Origin of the sequence: Streptomyces sp. STR69, assembly GCF_024519455.1 — a bacterium.
Classification (GTDB): Bacteria; Actinomycetota; Actinomycetes; order Streptomycetales; family Streptomycetaceae; genus Streptomyces.
On the sequence record NZ_JALJRY010000018.1, the window covers coordinates 208,509 to 223,947 of the forward strand.

The window sequence follows — 15,439 nt, forward strand, 5'->3', positions numbered from 1 at the left end:
ATGACTGAACTCGCCTGGCAGAAGTCGACCTTCAGCGGCGGCCCCGAGGGCGAGTGCCTCTACGTCGCCACCGCCCCCGACAAAACGATCCGCCTCCGCGAGAGCGACACCCCGGACGTCGTCCTCGCCACCGGCCCCGAAGGGCTCGCCGCGCTGCTGTTGGGCATCAAAACCCTGGCCTGACTTCCAGCAAAGTACGTCGACTTCATAGAAGTTCCCCCACCGAACGTCACGGCTCACCACACTGGGTCAGGGGGTAACACCATGGACGCACTGCTGAGTCTGACGCCGGACGGCGACGCGGATCGCGAGGAAACCGAGCGGCTCGCCACCGGGCTTCGTGCCGAGATGCGCGGGCTCGACATCGACGCGCTGCACGCAGTGTCGGGCGGCGCGCCGCCCGAGGGGGCCAAGGCGGTCGATCCGGTGACCGCAGGAGCCGTGGTGCTGGCCCTGAGCGCCTCCGGCGGGGTCCTCCCCGCCCTCGTCGAGACGCTGCGGGACTGGCTCGGCCGGCAGTCCGCCAAGCACCGCGTCTCGGTGACGATCAACGGCGACACGATCGAACTGGAACAGGCGTCCGCCGAGGAACGTCAGAAGCTGATCGACGAGTTCGTGCGCCGCTACCGGTCGGGTGAGTGACCGTGGGACAAAGACTGGCCCTGCTCGTCGCGACGTACGCGTACGAGGACAAAGGTCTGCGCGGGCTGACGGCGCCCGGTCACGACGCGGAGGCGTTCGCCGAAGTGCTGCGCGACCCGGACATCGCAGGCTTCGACGTCACGATTCTCGTCAACGAGCCGCACCACCGGATCGGCGAGGCCCTTGGCGAACTTTTTCACCACCACCGCCACCACGACGACCTCACCCTGCTCTACTTCACGGGTCACGGCCTCAAGGACGACGAGGGTCGGCTTCATCTCGCCGCGGCCAATACCCGTCACGACAACCTCCTGTTCACGTCGCTGCCCGCCGAGCAGATCGACCGGGCCATGAGCAGATGCATGTCGCGCCGACAGGTCCTGATCCTCGACTGCTGCTACAGCGGCGCCTTCCCGGCCGGCCGGCTCGCCACCAAGTCCGACGCCGACGTGCACACGCTCGAACGCTTCCAGGGCCGCGGCCGTACGGTGCTCACCGCCTCGGACGCCACCCAGTACTCGTTCGAGGGGGACCAGGTGAGCGGCAGCGCCCAGCAGTCGGTCTTCACCCGGCATCTGGTGCAGGGCCTGCGCGACGGCAGCGCCGACCTCGACGGCGACGGCAACATCACGCTCGACGAGTTGTACGCCTACGTCCACGACAAGGTCGTCGACGAGATGCCGCGGCAGCGGCCCAAGAAACAGGACGACGTCGAAGGCCGCATCGTCATCGCCCGGAACGTGAACTGGGCGCTGCCCGCGCATCTTCGGCACGCCCTGCGCAGCCCCATCGCGACGGACCGGCTCGGCGCGGTGGAATCCCTCGCCCACCTGTACCGCATCGGCAACGAGACGGTACGCGGCCTCGCGGAGGAGGAACTCCGGCGCCTGACGGACGACGACAGCCGCAGCGTGTCGAGGGCGGCGGCTTCGCATCTCCGGGACGGGCCTGCCGTCGAGGACCCAGCCCCGCCGGTCCTCGCGCCAACACCCGCCCCCGTCAAGGCCGTTCCCGCGCCCGCGCCAACTCCCTCCCCCGTCAAGGCCGTTCCCCCGCCCCCTGCGTCCGGTACCCAGTTGTGGAGCTTCCAGACCGACAACTGCGTGCGGTCCGCCCCGACCGTAGTGGACGGGGTGGTGTACCTGGGCGACGACGGCGGTTCCCTGCACGCCGTGGACGCGGCAACCGGGGAGCGGAGGTGGAGCCGCGCGCTCAACGCCGGGCCCGTGCGGTCGACCCCGGCGGTCCACGGCGAGCTCGTGTACGCCACCGCGGGACGGGCCCTGTACGCGACCGACACGGGCACCGGACAGGGGCGCTGGGACTTCGCCGAGGGGAGGGTCGGTGTGTCCGCGACGGTGGGCGTCGTCGCCGACCGGGTGTGCGTCGGCAACAGCGGCACCTTGTACATGCTGAACGCCGAACACGGCACCGAGCACTGGCACTTCTCCGTCGGCATGAAGACGCTCCAGTGGGTCACGCTGGACCGCTCGTTGGCGATCCTCGGCAACAAGGGCAGCCACGTGTATGCCCTCGACGCCTACACCCGGCGCAAGAAGTGGGGCACCCGCGTCGTCAACAGCCCCGTATCCGGCCCGTCCGCCCTGTACGAGGGTCTCCTCTACGTCGGCAACCTGCGCGGCGAACTCCACGCCCTCGACACCTCGAACGGGCTGCGGACATGGCGCTACGACACTGGCAGCGCCATCCGATCCGCCCCATTGGCTGCGAACGACACGGTGTACGTCGGCAACGACGACAACCACCTGTACGCCCTCGACGCGGCCACCGGCGAGGTCAAGTGGCGCTTCACGGCCATGGGCCCGGTCCGCACCACCCCGGCCGTCATCGGGACCACCGTCTACTTCGGCAGCGACGACGGCAGCGTCTACGCCGTGGACACCGTCACCGGCCGGGAGCGCTGGCGCTTCCCGACCGGTGGGCCCGTCGTGTCCTCGCCCGCCGTGGTGGACGGAGTCGTGTACGTGGGCAGCGACGACACCCGGCTGCACGCCATCGTGGCCGCCGACTGACCCTGGCCTACTTCAGCCCGGCCGACTCGCAAGCCGTCTTGTACTTGCTGGTGCAGATGTCGGAGATCTTGTAGATCCCGTCCGCGACCACCGTCGACGCGATGTTGTCCTTCGTCAGCGCGACCACGGACACCAGCTGCGCGGGGATCTTCTTGTTGGTGGGGCTGTCCACCGAGTCTCGGGTGAGCGCGTCGAACTCGATGTCCTTGCCCTGGACCTTGGCGACCGCGATCTTCGCGGCGGCCTCCGCCAGGTCGGGGTAGGGCTTGTAGACGCTCATGTACTGCTCGCCGGTCACGATCCGCTGCACGGCGGGGAGTTCGGCGTCCTGGCCGGTGATGGGCGGCATCTTCGTCACGCCCGCGTTCTGAAGGGCCTTGATGACGCCGCCGGCCATCGCGTCGTTGGCGGAGTACACCGCGGCGATGTTGTCCTTGCCGAGCCGGTCGATCGCCTTGGTCATCTCCGACTGTGCGACGACCGGGTCCCAGGCCTTGGTGTCGTAGCTCGCGGCGACCGTCACCTTGCCCTGCAGCTCGGACAGCGCCCCCGCCTTGAACACCCCGGCGTTGGGGTCGGTCGGCGAGCCGTTGATCATGACGACCTTGTCGGAGGTGTCCACGTTGCTGCCCAGCGCCTCGACCAGGGAACGGCCCTGCACCTCGCCGACGAGTTCGCCGTCGAAGGAGACGTACGCGTCGATCGGCCCCTCGGCCAGGCGGTCGTAGGCGATGACCGGGATGCCGGCGGTCTTGGCCTTCTTCACCATGGGCAGGATGAGGTGCGAGTCGACGGAGTCGAGGATGATGATGTCGACCTTCTCGTCGATCATCTTCTGCATCTGCTTGTCCTGGACGCTCGCGACACCGCCCGCGTTCTGGTACTCGGCCTTGCCCTTCTTGTCGGTCAGTTCGCTGACCGTCGACTTGATGATCGGGAAGTCGAACTCCGCGTACCGCGTGTTCGTCTTCTCCGGCATCAGGACGCCCACCGTGATGTCGTTGCCCTTGGCCGGGGTGGCGTCCGAGCTGCTCCCCGACGAGTTCAGCACGCCACAGGCGGCCAGGGGCAGGGCCAGCGAGGACGCGGCCACGGATATGGCGATACGACGCATTGGTGTGCTCACTTCTGGTGCCGTCCGGACGTGGGTGCAGCATTGCAGCCCAGGTGACTGAAAAGCCAACGCGGCTGCGGCCGTCGGCGTCAAGCGGAACTACTTAACGAGATGGCAACACCACGTTCCGTTTGGTATGTGGAGACGTTGCGGAATCCCATCCAAACGCTCTTTACGGACCCTCCACTCAACGGGAGTTCATGAACGGGCAAAGATCAGCACAACCAAGTCCGTTCCTCACGAGTCGTGATCGTCGACGGCCGTCTGTCGCCGTATCCGATCCGACTGGGGGACGCATGACCCGAGCCCGACACGCAACGGCCACCGCCGTGGCCCTCTCCGTCGCGGGCGGCCTGCTCGGCGGCACCGCCGCGAGCGCCTCGGCCGCCGCGACCTGCAACTCCCCCGTCTACAAGCGGCAGTTCTTCGCGAACACCACGTTCAAGGGCACCCCGAAGAAGACGGACTGCGACAACGCGATCGACCAGAACTGGACCGGCGCACCCGCCACCAGCCTCCCCAAGGACAACTTCGCCGTCCGCTGGAGCGTGACCCGTGACTTCGGCTCCGGTGGCCCCTTCTCCTTCGCCGCCTCGGCCCAGGACGGCATCCGCGTCTACCTCGACGGCAGCCGCAAGATCAACCTCTGGAAGAACATCTCCAGCACCGCGAAGAAGACGGTGAACCTCACCGTCCCGTCCGGCAAACACACCCTCCGCGTCGACTACGTCAACTGGACCGGCAAAGCGACCGTGAAGTTCGCGTACACGCCCCGGACTGCGGCCACGGTCGACAAGGTCAAGCCGCTCGCCCCGGCCGGCACCGCGGCGACCTACGACACCCCCACCCAGCAGGCCCGGCTGACCTGGCGGAAGAACGTCGAGATGGACCTGGGCGGCTACCGGGTCTCCCGACGCGTGACGGGCACCACCGGCTGGCAGGTCCTGCGCGACCTGGGGGCGACCGCCACCTCGTACGCCGACACCCCACCCGCCACCGGGGAGACGTACGAATACCTGGTCCGGTCCTACGACAAGGCCAGGAACTACTCGGCCGCCACCTCGACCGCCGCGGTGACCAGCCTCGCCGTCACCGCGCCGACCGCCTTCACCGCCACCGGCACCGACACCGGGATCGCCCTGCGCTGGGACCCGGTGCCGGGGGCGGTCAAGTACCGGGTGGTCCGCTACGCCTCCAGCGCCGACGAGGGCGCCATCTGGAACACCACGGGCACGTCGATGACCGACACCCGTACGACGCGTTCCGCCGCGAACCAGTACCACGTCGCCGCGCTCGACGCGAGCGGCCGGTTCACCGCCTACTCCACGTCCAGCACCGCCCGCCGCCTGGTGGCCGCGCCCACGATCGGCCAGGTCTTCCCCCAGGCCGGCGCGGTCACCGTGACCTGGGACACCGACCGCGAGACCGGCGGGTCCTACATGGGCTTCCGGATCTACCGCGCCACCGGCACGAGCACCGACTGGGTCGAGGTGACCGAACGCTGCGGCTGGACCCGGCGCACACTCGCCGACGGCAACCGCCACTACCTGTGCACCGACTGGTCGGCGGGCAGGAGCACCACCTACCGCTATGCGGTCAGCGGCTACGACAGCGGCGACAAGGAGGGCCTGCGCAGCGGCGAGTCGGCAACCGGCACCACCGGTACCGACCGGCAGGCGCCCACGGCGCCCGCGTCCCTGACCGCCACCGTCGAGGACTGGGGCACGGTCCTGACCTGGTCGCCGGTGACGGACGCCGACCTCGACCGGTACACCGTGTGGCGGGGCACGACCGTCGACGGAACCTGCACGGCCGCCGAGCAGCTCTGGTACACCAGCGACCTGACCGTGACGTCGTGGCAGGACACCGACGTCGCCGACGGCGAGCACCTCTGCTACGCCGTCCGGCCCGCCGACTTCGCCCAGAACGTCGGCGCCGGCACCACGGTCCACCTCACCGAGCACGATCTGCGGCCCACGGTGGAGACCCCGGCCGGGGCCACCCACGGCGCCTACGCGTCTCTCTCCGGCATCGGCAGTGTGCAGGTGCACGGCTGGTCCCCCGCGGGCACGGAGGAATACCAGAGCTTCCGGGCCACCCGCTGGAACCCGAGGACCGCCACCTTCGACGCGCTGGACTACGACCCGCTCTACGGGCCGAAGGACGTCGCTCCCCCGACCGGAACGTCCCTGTGGTACCAGGTCGTCGGCGTCCGCGAGGACGGCACCGTCTCCCTGCCGGTCCTGGTGAGCGTGGCCGTACCGCCGGCCTCCTGACCCGCCCCACCGGCACACGCGGACGCGGAAGGGGCCCGGAGGTCGGTGAACCTCCGGGCCCCTTCTTGCTGCGTGCGCGTCAGTCGTCAGTCCGAGGACTGCTGCCGCTTCGGCCGCCACACCACCAGCGCACTCGTCTGCTGGACCTCCTGGTACGGCACCAGGTCGCGCCGGTACGAAGCGTGTACCGCCGCCTCGCGCTGCTGGATCGCCGCCGCCGCTCCGTCGACCGCCGCCTGGAGTTCGGCGACGCGCTGCTGGAGCGCCACGACCTGGTTCTCCAGCTCGATGATGCGCTTGATGCCGGCCAGGTTGATGCCCTCGGTCTGCGACAACTGCTGGACGGTGCGCAGCAGTTCGATGTCGCGGGCCGAGTAGCGCCGGCCGCGCCCGGCCGTACGGTCCGGGGAGACCAGGCCGAGGCGGTCGTACTGGCGCAGCGTCTGCGGGTGCAGGCCGGAGAGCTGGGCCGCCACCGAGATGACGTAGACCGGGGTCTCCTCGGTCAGCTCGTACGGGTTGCGTCGACGGCCGTCCATCACTCTCATGCTCCCTTCGCGGCCTGGAACAGCTCCGCCCGCGGGTCCTCGCCCGCGGTCGCCTCTCGATACGCCTCAAGTGCGTCACGAGCATTCCCCGTGACGTCCTTGGGGACACTCACCTCGACGGTCACGAGGAGGTCTCCCCGGGTGCCGTCCTTGCGGAAGGCGCCCTTGCCGCGGGCCCGCATCGTCCGGCCGTTGGGGGTGCCCGGCGGCAGCTTCAGCGTCACCGGGGGTCCGCCCAGGGTGGGCACCCTGACCTCGCCGCCCAGCGCCGCCTCGGCGAACGTCACCGGGACCGTCACCGTGAGGTTGTCGTCCTTGCGGCCGAACACGGGGTGCGTGTCGACGTGCACCATGACGTACAAGTCGCCCGAGGGACCGCCCCGTTCACCCGGTGCGCCCTTGCCGCGCAGCCGGATGCGCTGGCCGTCCGTGACCCCCGCGGGGATACGGACCTGCATGGTCCGCGACGACTTGGCGCGCCCGCTGCCCTTGCACTCGGCGCACGGATGCTCGGCGATCAGGCCCCGGCCCTTGCAGTCCGGGCACGGGTCCGTGAGCGAGAAGCCGCCGCCGGAGCCGCGCGCCACCTGGCCGGTGCCGACACAGGTCGGGCACACGCGCGGTGTGCCGTTCTTGTCGCCGGTGCCCGAACAGGCCTTGCAGGGCTGCTGCGAGGACATCCGCAGCGGGACCGTGGCCCCTTCGATGGCCTCCGTGAAGCTGAGCGTGACCTCGGACTCGATGTCCTGGCCGCGCCGGGGCTGGGTACGGGTCGTGCCCGCGCCGCCCCGGTTGAACAGGCCGCCGAAGACGTCGCCGATCCCGCCGCCGAAGCCGCCGGGGGCACCGGTGCCGCCGCCCTGGGCGCCGCCTCCGAAGAGGTCGCCCAGGTCGAAGTTGAAGTTGCCGCCGCCCGCGCCGCCCGGCCCCGGGCGGTAGCCGCCGTTGCCGAAGAGCGAGCGGGCGTCGTCGTACTCCTTGCGCTTCTTGGGGTCACCGAGGATGTCGTGGGCCTCGGAGATCTCCTTGAAGCGCTCCTCGGCCTTGGCGTTGCCCTTGTTGGCGTCCGGGTGGAACTCGCGGGCGAGCTTCCGGTACGCCTTCTTGATCTCGGCCTCGGTGGCGTCCTTGGGGACGCCGAGGACCTTGTAGTAGTCCTTCTCGATGAAGTCCTTGGTGCTCATCCTCGACGTCCCTCCTTCCGCCCGGTGTCTGCGTCAGCCCTCCTCAGGGCCGTTGTCCTTCTCGTCGCCGGCCTCGGACTCGTCCTTGGCCGCCTGCGCCCCGGGCTGCGGCTCGGCCACGGCCACCCGCGCGGGGCGGATGGTGCGCTCGCCGATGCGATACCCGGGCTGCAGGATCGCCACGCAGGTCGTCTCCGTGACGTCCGGCGCGTACGAGTGCATGAGGGCCTCGTGGATCGTCGGGTCGAAGGGCTCGCCCTCCTTGCCGAACTGCTGCAGTCCCATCTTCGCCGCGGCGGTCTCCAGCGACTCCGCCACCGACTTGAAACCGCCGACGAGTTCACCGTGTTCCCGCGCGCGGTTGATGTTGTCGAGCGTGGGCATCAGCTCGGTCAGGAGGTTCGCCACGGCGATCTCCTTGACCGCGATCCGGTCGCGCTCGACACGGCGGCGGTAGTTCTGGAACTCGGCCTGGAGCCGCTGGAGGTCCGCGGTGCGCTCTTCGAGCGCCTTGCGCACCTGGTCCAGCTGGGCCGTCAGACCGGCGATCTGAGCACTTGCGTCCCCTGCCGGGGCCGCCCCCTCCCCACTGGAGGGGGAGGCGGCCTGCGGCTCGGCGTCGTCGGGGGTGGCGCCGGAAGGGACATCAGGCTTCTCGTCGAAGCCCGGGGTCTCCTCCGTCACGCGGCACCGTCCTTGCGCTCGTCGTCCACGATCTCGGCGTCCACCACGTCGTCGTCCGCCCGCGGAGCCTCGGCGCCCGGGGCGTCGCCGCCCGCGGCCTGCGCGGCCTGGGCGTCGGCGTACATGGCCTGGCCGACCTTCTGCGAGACCGCGGCGACCTTCTCGGTGGCGGTGCGGATCTCGGCGGTGTCCTCGCCCTTCAGCGTGGCCTTCAGCTCCTCGACGGCGGCCTCGACCTCGGTCTTGACGTCGCCGGGGACCTTGTCCTCGTTGTCCTTGAGGAACTTCTCCGTCTGGTAGACGAGTTGCTCGCCCTGGTTGCGGGACTCGGCGGCCTCGCGGCGACGGTGGTCCTCGTCCGCGTACTGCTCGGCCTCCTGGCGCATGCGGTCGACCTCGTCCTTCGGCAGCGAGGAGCCGCCGGTGACGGTCATCTTCTGCTCCTTGCCCGTGCCCAGGTCCTTCGCGGTCACGTGCATGATGCCGTTGGCGTCGATGTCGAAGGAGACCTCGATCTGCGGGACACCGCGCGGGGCCGGCGGCAGACCGGTCAGCTCGAACATCCCGAGCTTCTTGTTGTACGCCGCGATCTCGCGCTCGCCCTGGTAGACCTGGATCTGCACGGAGGGCTGGTTGTCCTCGGCGGTGGTGAAGATCTCGGACCGCTTGGTCGGGATCGTCGTGTTCCGCTCGATCAGCTTGGTCATGATGCCGCCCTTGGTCTCGATACCGAGGGACAGCGGGGTGACGTCGAGGAGCAGGACGTCCTTGACCTCGCCCTTGAGGACACCGGCCTGGAGGGACGCGCCGATGGCGACGACCTCGTCCGGGTTGACGCCCTTGTTGGCGTCCTTGCCGCCGGTGAGCTCGCGCACGATCTCGGCGACGGCGGGCATCCGGGTGGAGCCACCGACGAGGACGACGTGGTCGATCTCGTTGATGGAGATGCCGGCGTCCTTGATGACGTTGTGGAACGGCGTCTTGCAGCGCTCCAGCAGGTCGGCCGTCAGCTGCTGGAACTGGGCGCGGGTGAGCTTCTCGTCCAGGTGCAGCGGGCCCTCGGCGGACGCCGTGATGTAGGGCAGGTTGATCGAGGTCTCGGTGGAGCTGGACAGCTCGATCTTGGCCTTCTCGGCGGCCTCGCGCAGACGCTGCAGGGCCATCTTGTCCTTGCCCAGGTCCACGCCGTGGCCGGCGGCGAACTGCTTCACCAGGTAGTCGACGACCCGCTGGTCCCAGTCGTCACCACCGAGGTGGTTGTCGCCGTTGGTGGCCTTCACCTCGACGACGCCGTCACCGATCTCCAGGAGGGACACGTCGAAGGTGCCGCCACCGAGGTCGAAGACGAGGATCGTCTGGTCGTCCTTGTCGAGGCCGTACGCCAGCGCCGCGGCCGTCGGCTCGTTCACGATGCGCAGGACGTTCAGGCCCGCGATCTCGCCGGCCTCCTTCGTCGCCTGACGCTCCGAGTCGTTGAAGTACGCCGGCACGGTGATGACCGCGTCGGCCACCTTCTCGCCCAGGTACGCCTCGGCGTCGCGCTTCAGCTTCTGCAGGATGAAGGCGCTCATCTGCTGCGGGTTGAAGCTCTTGCCGTCCAGCTCGATCTTCCAGTCCGTGCCCATGTGGCGCTTCACGGAACGGATGGTCCGGTCAACGTTCGTGACCGCCTGGCGCTTGGCCACCTCTCCGACGAGCACCTCGCCGTTCTTGGCGAAGGCGACGACGGACGGCGTGGTCCTGGCGCCCTCTGCGTTGGTGATGACGGTGGGCTCGCCGCCTTCAAGAACGCTGACGACGGAGTTAGTCGTGCCCAGGTCGATGCCGACCGCACGTGCCATGGTTGATTCCTCCAGCAATGACTTGAGTGGAACGGACTCAAGTGTGCACGACACTCACCGCTGGGTCAACAGAGCTGAGTCGAGCAGACTCAACTCTTATCCGTTCCTTACACGCAACCGCCCCCCGACCTGCGACGATCCGGCCCGTCGCCCCCCGTAGACAGAGACTTTGAGCAGTCCGAATACGACGACCAGGGCCCCGCCCGCCACCCACATCACGGCGGATTCACCCGCCCACCCGTTGTGCACGAGCACTCCCACGGTCACCCCCGAGAACCCCCCGATCCCGAGCAGCACCACCGTCCCCTGCGGAGTGAGCCCCAACCGCCGCAGCCGGTGGGCGAGATGGTCCGGGCCGCCCCGCAGCAGCGCCCGCCCGGCCAGCCGCCGCGACAGCAGCACCAGCACGGCGTCGGCGCTCGCGACGGCAGTGAGCGCGAACAGCACGCCCGCGCTGGACGCGAGGTCGTGCCCGGCACGGGTGACCACGGCCGCCGAGGCGAGCACGAAGCCCGTGAACAGCGACCCGCAGGCGCCGAGCGCGATCCGCGCGGGATGCCAGTTGTGCATCAGGAACCCGGTGAGCGCGGCGGCCAGCACACTCAACAACACCGCGAGCCCGTCCATCACTTCCATCGCGGCACAGGCCCCCACCCCGAAGGCGGTGACCACCCCCACGGTCCCCGCGAGCCCGTCGGCGTGATCGAGCCCCTTGAAGGCGGCGGCGACGAACACGATCCAGGCCGCCGCGAGCAGCCCGCCGGGCACCCCGAGCTCGCCGTACGGCACGACACAGGCCGCCGCCACCGCCGTACCGAGAACCAGGAACCGCGTCTTGAGCCGCCACACGTCGGCGACCAGCCCGAGCGCGGCCACGGCGGACCCGGCGGTCAGCAGGCCGGCGACGCCATGCCCCAGCGGCGCGACACCGGTCCAGTCGCACCCCCAGGTCACCGCCGCGACGGCGATCACGACGGCCAGTCCCCCGAGCAGCGGTACCGGGCGCGTGCGCCGCCGCCGGTCGACGATCCGGGCGCGCAGGGCGGGCACCCGGAGCAGCGCGGCGAGGAGGGCGGAGAGGAGGAGGGCGGTCGTGGCGGCGAGAATCCCGTAGAGCACGGTTCCAAATTAGACGCAAATGTACCAATTCAGTACGAATAACACGATCGGACCGCCACAGGTTTTTAAGGCAACCCTCAGCGACATAGATCACCGCACCGCTGGCTACAGTGCGACAGAGAATGGGGGTAATCTCGGTCGGACCGATTAAGTTACCGCTTAGTAATGTTCTTGGTTTGGTAATGACCCCTCGCAGGCCCGAGGAGCCCTGAAATGCAACTCGCCGCGATCATCGTGTCGCTGGTTCTGATCGTGGTCGGTGTGGCGCTGTTCGCCCGCGCCGTCCTGCAGATCTACACCTTCATGCGACTCGGCCAGAACGTGCCCGCGGGCACCCGCACCGACGAACCCGTCCAGCGGACCGTCACCGTGGCCAAGGAGTTCCTCGGGCACACCCGGATGAACCGCTGGGGCGTCGTCGGGGTCGCGCACTGGTTCGTGGCGGTGGGCTTCTTCTCGCTGCTGCTGACGATCGTCAACGCCATCGGCCAGCTCTTCCAGGCCGACTGGCTGCTGCCGGTCATCGGCGAATGGGCGCCGTACAACGTCTTCGTCGAGTTCATCGGCACGATGACGGTCCTCGGCATCCTCGCCCTGATCGTCATCCGCCAGCTCAGCAAGCCGAACAAACCGGGCCGCAAGTCCCGCTTCGCCGGCTCCAACTTCGGCCAGGCGTACTTCGTCGAGGCCGTCATCCTCATCGTCGGCGTCTGCATCTTCATGCTGCACGCGCTCGAAGGCGCCCAACACCACGTCGACGCCTACGAGGCGTCCTTCTTCATCTCGTACCCGGTGGTGTCGGGCCTGGAGCACCTGGACGTCTCCACCCTCCAGAACCTCACGTACCTCTTCGCCGGCGTGAAGATCGCGACCTCCTTCATCTGGATGATCACGGTCGCCCTGAAGACCGACATGGGCGTCGCCTGGCACCGCTTCCTGGCGTTCCCGAACATCTGGTTCAAGCGCAACGCGGACGGCGGTACGTCCCTGGGTGCGCTGCTCCCGATGACGTCGGGCGGCAAGCCGATCGACTTCACCGACCCCGGCGACGACGACGTCTTCGGCGTGTCCCAGGTCGAGCAGTTCTCCTGGAAGGGCCTGCTCGACTTCTCCACCTGCACCGAGTGCGGTCGCTGCCAGTCGCAGTGCCCCGCGTGGAACACCGGCAAGCCGCTCTCCCCCAAGCTCCTGATCATGTCCCTCCGGGACCACGCGCACGCCAAGGCGCCCTACCTGCTCGCGGGCGGCGGCAAGTCCATGGAGGGCGAGGAGAAGGCGACGGAGGAGCAGCTGGCCGGCGTACCGGCCGCGGCTCTGGCGGAAGCCGAGCGCCCGCTCATCGGCACCTTCGAGGACAACGGCGTCATCGACCCCGACGTCCTGTGGTCCTGCACCACCTGCGGCGCCTGCGTCGAGCAGTGCCCGGTGGACATCGAGCACGTCGACCACATCGTCGACATGCGCCGCTACCAGGTGATGATCGAGTCCGCATTCCCGTCCGAGGCGGGCACGATGCTCAAGAACCTGGAGAAGAAGGGCAACCCCTGGGGGCTCGCCAAGAAGCAGCGCCTGGAGTGGCTCAAGGAGGTCGAGTTCGAGGTCCCGGTCGTCGGCCAGGACATCGAGGACCTCACCGAGGTCGAGTACCTGTACTGGGTCGGCTGCGCCGGCGCCCTGGAGGACCGCGCCAAGAAGACCACGAAGGCCTTCGCGGAACTCCTCCACATCGCGGGCGTCAAGTTCGCCATCATGGGCGGCGACGAGAAGTGCACGGGCGACTCGGCGCGGAGGCTCGGCAACGAGCCCCTGTTCCAGGAGCTCGGCATGGAGAACGTCATGGCACTGAACATGGCGTTCGGCGAGGAGATGGACGACGACGGCAAGGTGGTGCCGGAGTCCGCGAAGCCGAAGTCTTCGAAGAAGATCGTCGCGACCTGCCCGCACTGCCTCAACACAATCGGCAACGAGTACCCGCAGCTCGGCGGCGACTACGAGGTCATCCACCACACCCAGCTGCTCCAACACCTGATCGACGAAGGCAAGTTGATCCCGGTGACGCCGGTGGAAGGTCTGATCACCTACCACGACCCGTGCTACCTGGGCCGCCACAACAAGATCTACACGCCCCCGCGCGAGATCATCGCCAGCGTCCCCGGCCTCCGCAACGAGGAAATGCACCGCCACAAGGAACGCGGCTTCTGCTGCGGCGCGGGCGGCGCCCGCATGTGGATGGAAGAGCGCATCGGCAAGCGCATCAACAACGAGCGCGTCGACGAGGCCCTTTCGCTCAACCCGGACATCGTGTCCACGGCCTGCCCCTTCTGCCTGGTCATGCTCACGGACTCGGTGAACGGCAAGAAGAACGACGGCAAGGCGAAGGAGTCGATCCAGGTGGTCGACGTAGCGCAGCTGCTCCTGGACTCGGTCAGGAAGCCGGCCGAGGACGAGCCCCCGGCCGGCACCGCGGAACCGGAGAACGCCCCGGAACCCGAGCCGGTCAAGTAACAACCGACCAGTCCGCTACGACAACGCCCCGCACTCTCACTGCAGAGTGCGGGGCGTTGTCGTCCCCTTCTGAACCCCAGGGGACCAGGCCAGCCGCTGAAGACCCGCGGGCGGCGTGAAGGCGCTCCAGAGAACCTCGGCCCCGGTACCGGCGCGGGGCTTGTCGGAGGTGTAGGCACCCACCCTTCACGACGTCCTCGCTCAGGTCCTCCCGCACCCCGCCCGGCCGCTCCCCCCTGCCCCCTGCCCCCCCCTGCCCCCTGCTCCCCCAGCAGCCCCATGGTGTAGCGCACTACACCATGCATTCGGGAGAACGGTCCCTCGTGACAGCGAGCGCGCGACGGAATCGTAGAGACCAGAGATCAGGCCCCTCCGATCCTCCCCTCCTCCTCACCGAGCCCCGAAGGAAATCCCGTGAAATCGCTGCTCGCCACCGTGCAGTCGTTCATCGCCAACCTGCTGCTGTGGTCGTTCTTCATCGGCGGCCTCGCCGCGAGCACGGCCTCCGGCACCGTGCTCGACGGTACGGCGAAGACCGCGGCGACCTTCGCCGGTATCGCCGTCTCGCTGCTGACGGGCTCGCGTATCGCGAAGAAGCCGAAGATCAAGGCGTTTCTGTCGAAGACGTCGACCCTGTGCTTCCTGTTCCTGTTCAACGGCGGTGTGGCCGTGGTCAGTTACTTCGCCATGGACGGCGCCAAGGGCATCGCGACGGCGGCCGGAATGGGCCTGGTCTCCCTGGGCGCGGCGGGCGGCCTGATCTCCAACCTCCGCAAGGGACCGGCCAAGACGTCGCCCCTCACCTCGGCGGACGAGCCCTGGGCCTGACGGTCCGATCCGCACCGCAGTCCCATACCGAACCCGCTCCGATCCGATCCGAAAGGCTTCCCATGACCACGCACCGCCCGCGCGTCCGCCGTACGGCCACCATGGCTACGACAGCCGCAGCCATAGCCCTGACGGCCGGACTCCTGACGGCCTGCGACCCGACCGACACCTCCGACGCCTCCAACTCCCTGAACTGCCTGAAGAACTGGAACACGATCTCCGACAGCCTCAGGGCGATCCACGATGCGGGCGTCGACGCGGCGAAGGATCCGACCCGCACCGACGAATCCATCACGACGATCGACAAGAACCTCGAAAAGATCAACGCGGACTCGGACAACAGCAAGGTCAACAAGGCGGTCGACGACCTGGACAAGGCGATCTCCGACTACAACAAGGCGATCCTGAACGGCGATACGAACCCGGATTCCAGCAAGATCGACGCGGCAGCGGACAAACTCAAGAACGTCTGTACGTCATGACGCGACAGTGGACGTGGCTTCACAAGTCACCGTTGGGCCACTCGCTTCTTTGTCAGTGTCGGGCTTCCGCGGACCGAGTAAAGGGCGCTCCCTGCGGTCGCGTCGCCTGCGGCGATTCCGCTGCGCTCCACCCTTGACTCGGTCCGCTCCAGCCCGTTTGAGAAGCGAGCGAGCGGCCGGGGA

Annotated in this window: 13 protein-coding genes; 7 read left to right on the forward strand and 6 right to left on the reverse strand. The window is 68.7% G+C overall.

Annotated elements, in window-relative coordinates; all coding sequences use genetic code 11:
* From OC490_RS30995 to OC490_RS31005, 3 genes are all read left to right on the forward strand, one after another.
* Entirely contained in the window at nt 1-183 is a 183-nt protein-coding gene (locus OC490_RS30995) for a DUF397 domain-containing protein (protein ID WP_262061320.1), read from the forward strand.
* A gap of 81 nt (nt 184-264) precedes the next feature.
* Complete coding sequence (locus OC490_RS31000; RefSeq protein ID WP_262061321.1) at nt 265-642, forward strand: effector-associated constant component EACC1; 378 nt, start codon at nt 265-267, stop codon at nt 640-642.
* Nucleotides 643-644: 2 nt separating this feature from the next.
* On the forward strand, nt 645-2,675 hold the full coding sequence (locus OC490_RS31005) for a caspase, EACC1-associated type (protein ID WP_262061322.1): 2,031 nt from the start codon (nt 645-647) through the stop codon (nt 2,673-2,675).
* Nucleotides 2,676-2,682: 7 nt separating this feature from the next.
* Here the strand turns inward: OC490_RS31005 and OC490_RS31010 are convergent, their stop codons facing one another.
* Nucleotides 2,683-3,789 carry a sugar ABC transporter substrate-binding protein gene (locus tag OC490_RS31010; protein ID WP_262061340.1) on the reverse strand — a complete coding sequence of 369 codons (1,107 nt, stop codon included), beginning with the start codon at nt 3,787-3,789 and terminating at the stop codon, nt 2,683-2,685.
* A gap of 296 nt (nt 3,790-4,085) precedes the next feature.
* On the opposite strand from OC490_RS31010, the gene OC490_RS31015 reads away from it, so the two are divergent.
* The gene (locus tag OC490_RS31015) at nt 4,086-6,065 is read left to right on the forward strand and encodes a PA14 domain-containing protein (RefSeq protein ID WP_262061323.1); all 1,980 of its coding nucleotides are present in this window, start codon (nt 4,086-4,088) and stop codon (nt 6,063-6,065) included.
* Between the two features lie 86 nt (nt 6,066-6,151).
* Here the strand turns inward: OC490_RS31015 and OC490_RS31020 are convergent, their stop codons facing one another.
* The 5 genes from OC490_RS31020 to OC490_RS31040 all read right to left on the reverse strand — a co-directional run bounded on the left by OC490_RS31020 (nt 6,152) and on the right by OC490_RS31040 (nt 11,441).
* Complete coding sequence (locus tag OC490_RS31020) at nt 6,152-6,604, reverse strand: heat shock protein transcriptional repressor HspR (protein WP_262061324.1); 453 nt, start codon at nt 6,602-6,604, stop codon at nt 6,152-6,154.
* A 5-nt stretch (nt 6,605-6,609) separates the two neighbouring features.
* A complete protein-coding gene (gene dnaJ, locus OC490_RS31025; RefSeq protein WP_262061325.1) occupies nt 6,610-7,797 on the reverse strand; it encodes a molecular chaperone DnaJ in 1,188 nt (395 codons plus the stop codon).
* Between the two features lie 33 nt (nt 7,798-7,830).
* The gene (gene grpE / locus OC490_RS31030) at nt 7,831-8,481 is read right to left on the reverse strand and encodes a nucleotide exchange factor GrpE (RefSeq protein WP_262061326.1); all 651 of its coding nucleotides are present in this window, start codon (nt 8,479-8,481) and stop codon (nt 7,831-7,833) included.
* A complete protein-coding gene (gene dnaK / locus OC490_RS31035) occupies nt 8,478-10,322 on the reverse strand; it encodes a molecular chaperone DnaK (protein WP_262061327.1) in 1,845 nt (614 codons plus the stop codon). The genes grpE and dnaK overlap by 4 nt, the downstream gene beginning before the upstream one ends.
* A 96-nt stretch (nt 10,323-10,418) precedes the next feature.
* Nucleotides 10,419-11,441, reverse strand: coding sequence for an MraY family glycosyltransferase (locus OC490_RS31040; RefSeq protein WP_262061328.1), 1,023 nt, complete (start codon nt 11,439-11,441; stop codon nt 10,419-10,421).
* Nucleotides 11,442-11,654: 213 nt separating this feature from the next.
* Here OC490_RS31040 and OC490_RS31045 point away from each other — a divergent pair, with 213 nt between their 5' ends.
* The 3 genes from OC490_RS31045 (at nt 11,655) to OC490_RS31055 (ending at nt 15,256) form a co-directional block, all read left to right on the forward strand.
* The gene (locus tag OC490_RS31045) at nt 11,655-13,946 is read left to right on the forward strand and encodes a (Fe-S)-binding protein (RefSeq protein ID WP_262061329.1); all 2,292 of its coding nucleotides are present in this window, start codon (nt 11,655-11,657) and stop codon (nt 13,944-13,946) included.
* Nucleotides 13,947-14,360: 414 nt separating this feature from the next.
* On the forward strand, nt 14,361-14,774 hold the full coding sequence (locus OC490_RS31050; protein ID WP_262061330.1) for a hypothetical protein: 414 nt from the start codon (nt 14,361-14,363) through the stop codon (nt 14,772-14,774).
* 62 nt (nt 14,775-14,836) lie between these two features.
* Nucleotides 14,837-15,256: a hypothetical protein gene (locus OC490_RS31055; RefSeq protein WP_262061331.1), complete on the forward strand. Its 420-nt coding sequence runs from the start codon at nt 14,837-14,839 to the stop codon at nt 15,254-15,256.
* The last annotated feature ends 183 nt before the right edge of the window (nt 15,257-15,439 follow it).

Excerpts from the sequence above, each read along its gene's own strand:
- OC490_RS30995 (WP_262061320.1), top strand. The coding sequence starts at position 1 with ATGACTGAACTCGCCTGGCAGAAGTCGACCTTCAGCGGCGGCCCCGAG.
- OC490_RS31000 (WP_262061321.1), top strand. The coding sequence starts at position 265 with ATGGACGCACTGCTGAGTCTGACGCCGGACGGCGACGCGGATCGCGAG.
- OC490_RS31010 (WP_262061340.1), bottom strand. The coding sequence starts at position 3,789 with ATGCGTCGTATCGCCATATCCGTGGCCGCGTCCTCGCTGGCCCTGCCC.
- OC490_RS31015 (WP_262061323.1), top strand. The coding sequence starts at position 4,086 with ATGACCCGAGCCCGACACGCAACGGCCACCGCCGTGGCCCTCTCCGTC.
- OC490_RS31020 (WP_262061324.1), bottom strand. The coding sequence starts at position 6,604 with ATGGACGGCCGTCGACGCAACCCGTACGAGCTGACCGAGGAGACCCCG.
- dnaJ (WP_262061325.1), bottom strand. The coding sequence starts at position 7,797 with ATGAGCACCAAGGACTTCATCGAGAAGGACTACTACAAGGTCCTCGGC.
- dnaK (WP_262061327.1), bottom strand. The coding sequence starts at position 10,322 with ATGGCACGTGCGGTCGGCATCGACCTGGGCACGACTAACTCCGTCGTC.
- OC490_RS31045 (WP_262061329.1), top strand. The coding sequence starts at position 11,655 with ATGCAACTCGCCGCGATCATCGTGTCGCTGGTTCTGATCGTGGTCGGT.
- OC490_RS31055 (WP_262061331.1), top strand. The coding sequence starts at position 14,837 with ATGACCACGCACCGCCCGCGCGTCCGCCGTACGGCCACCATGGCTACG.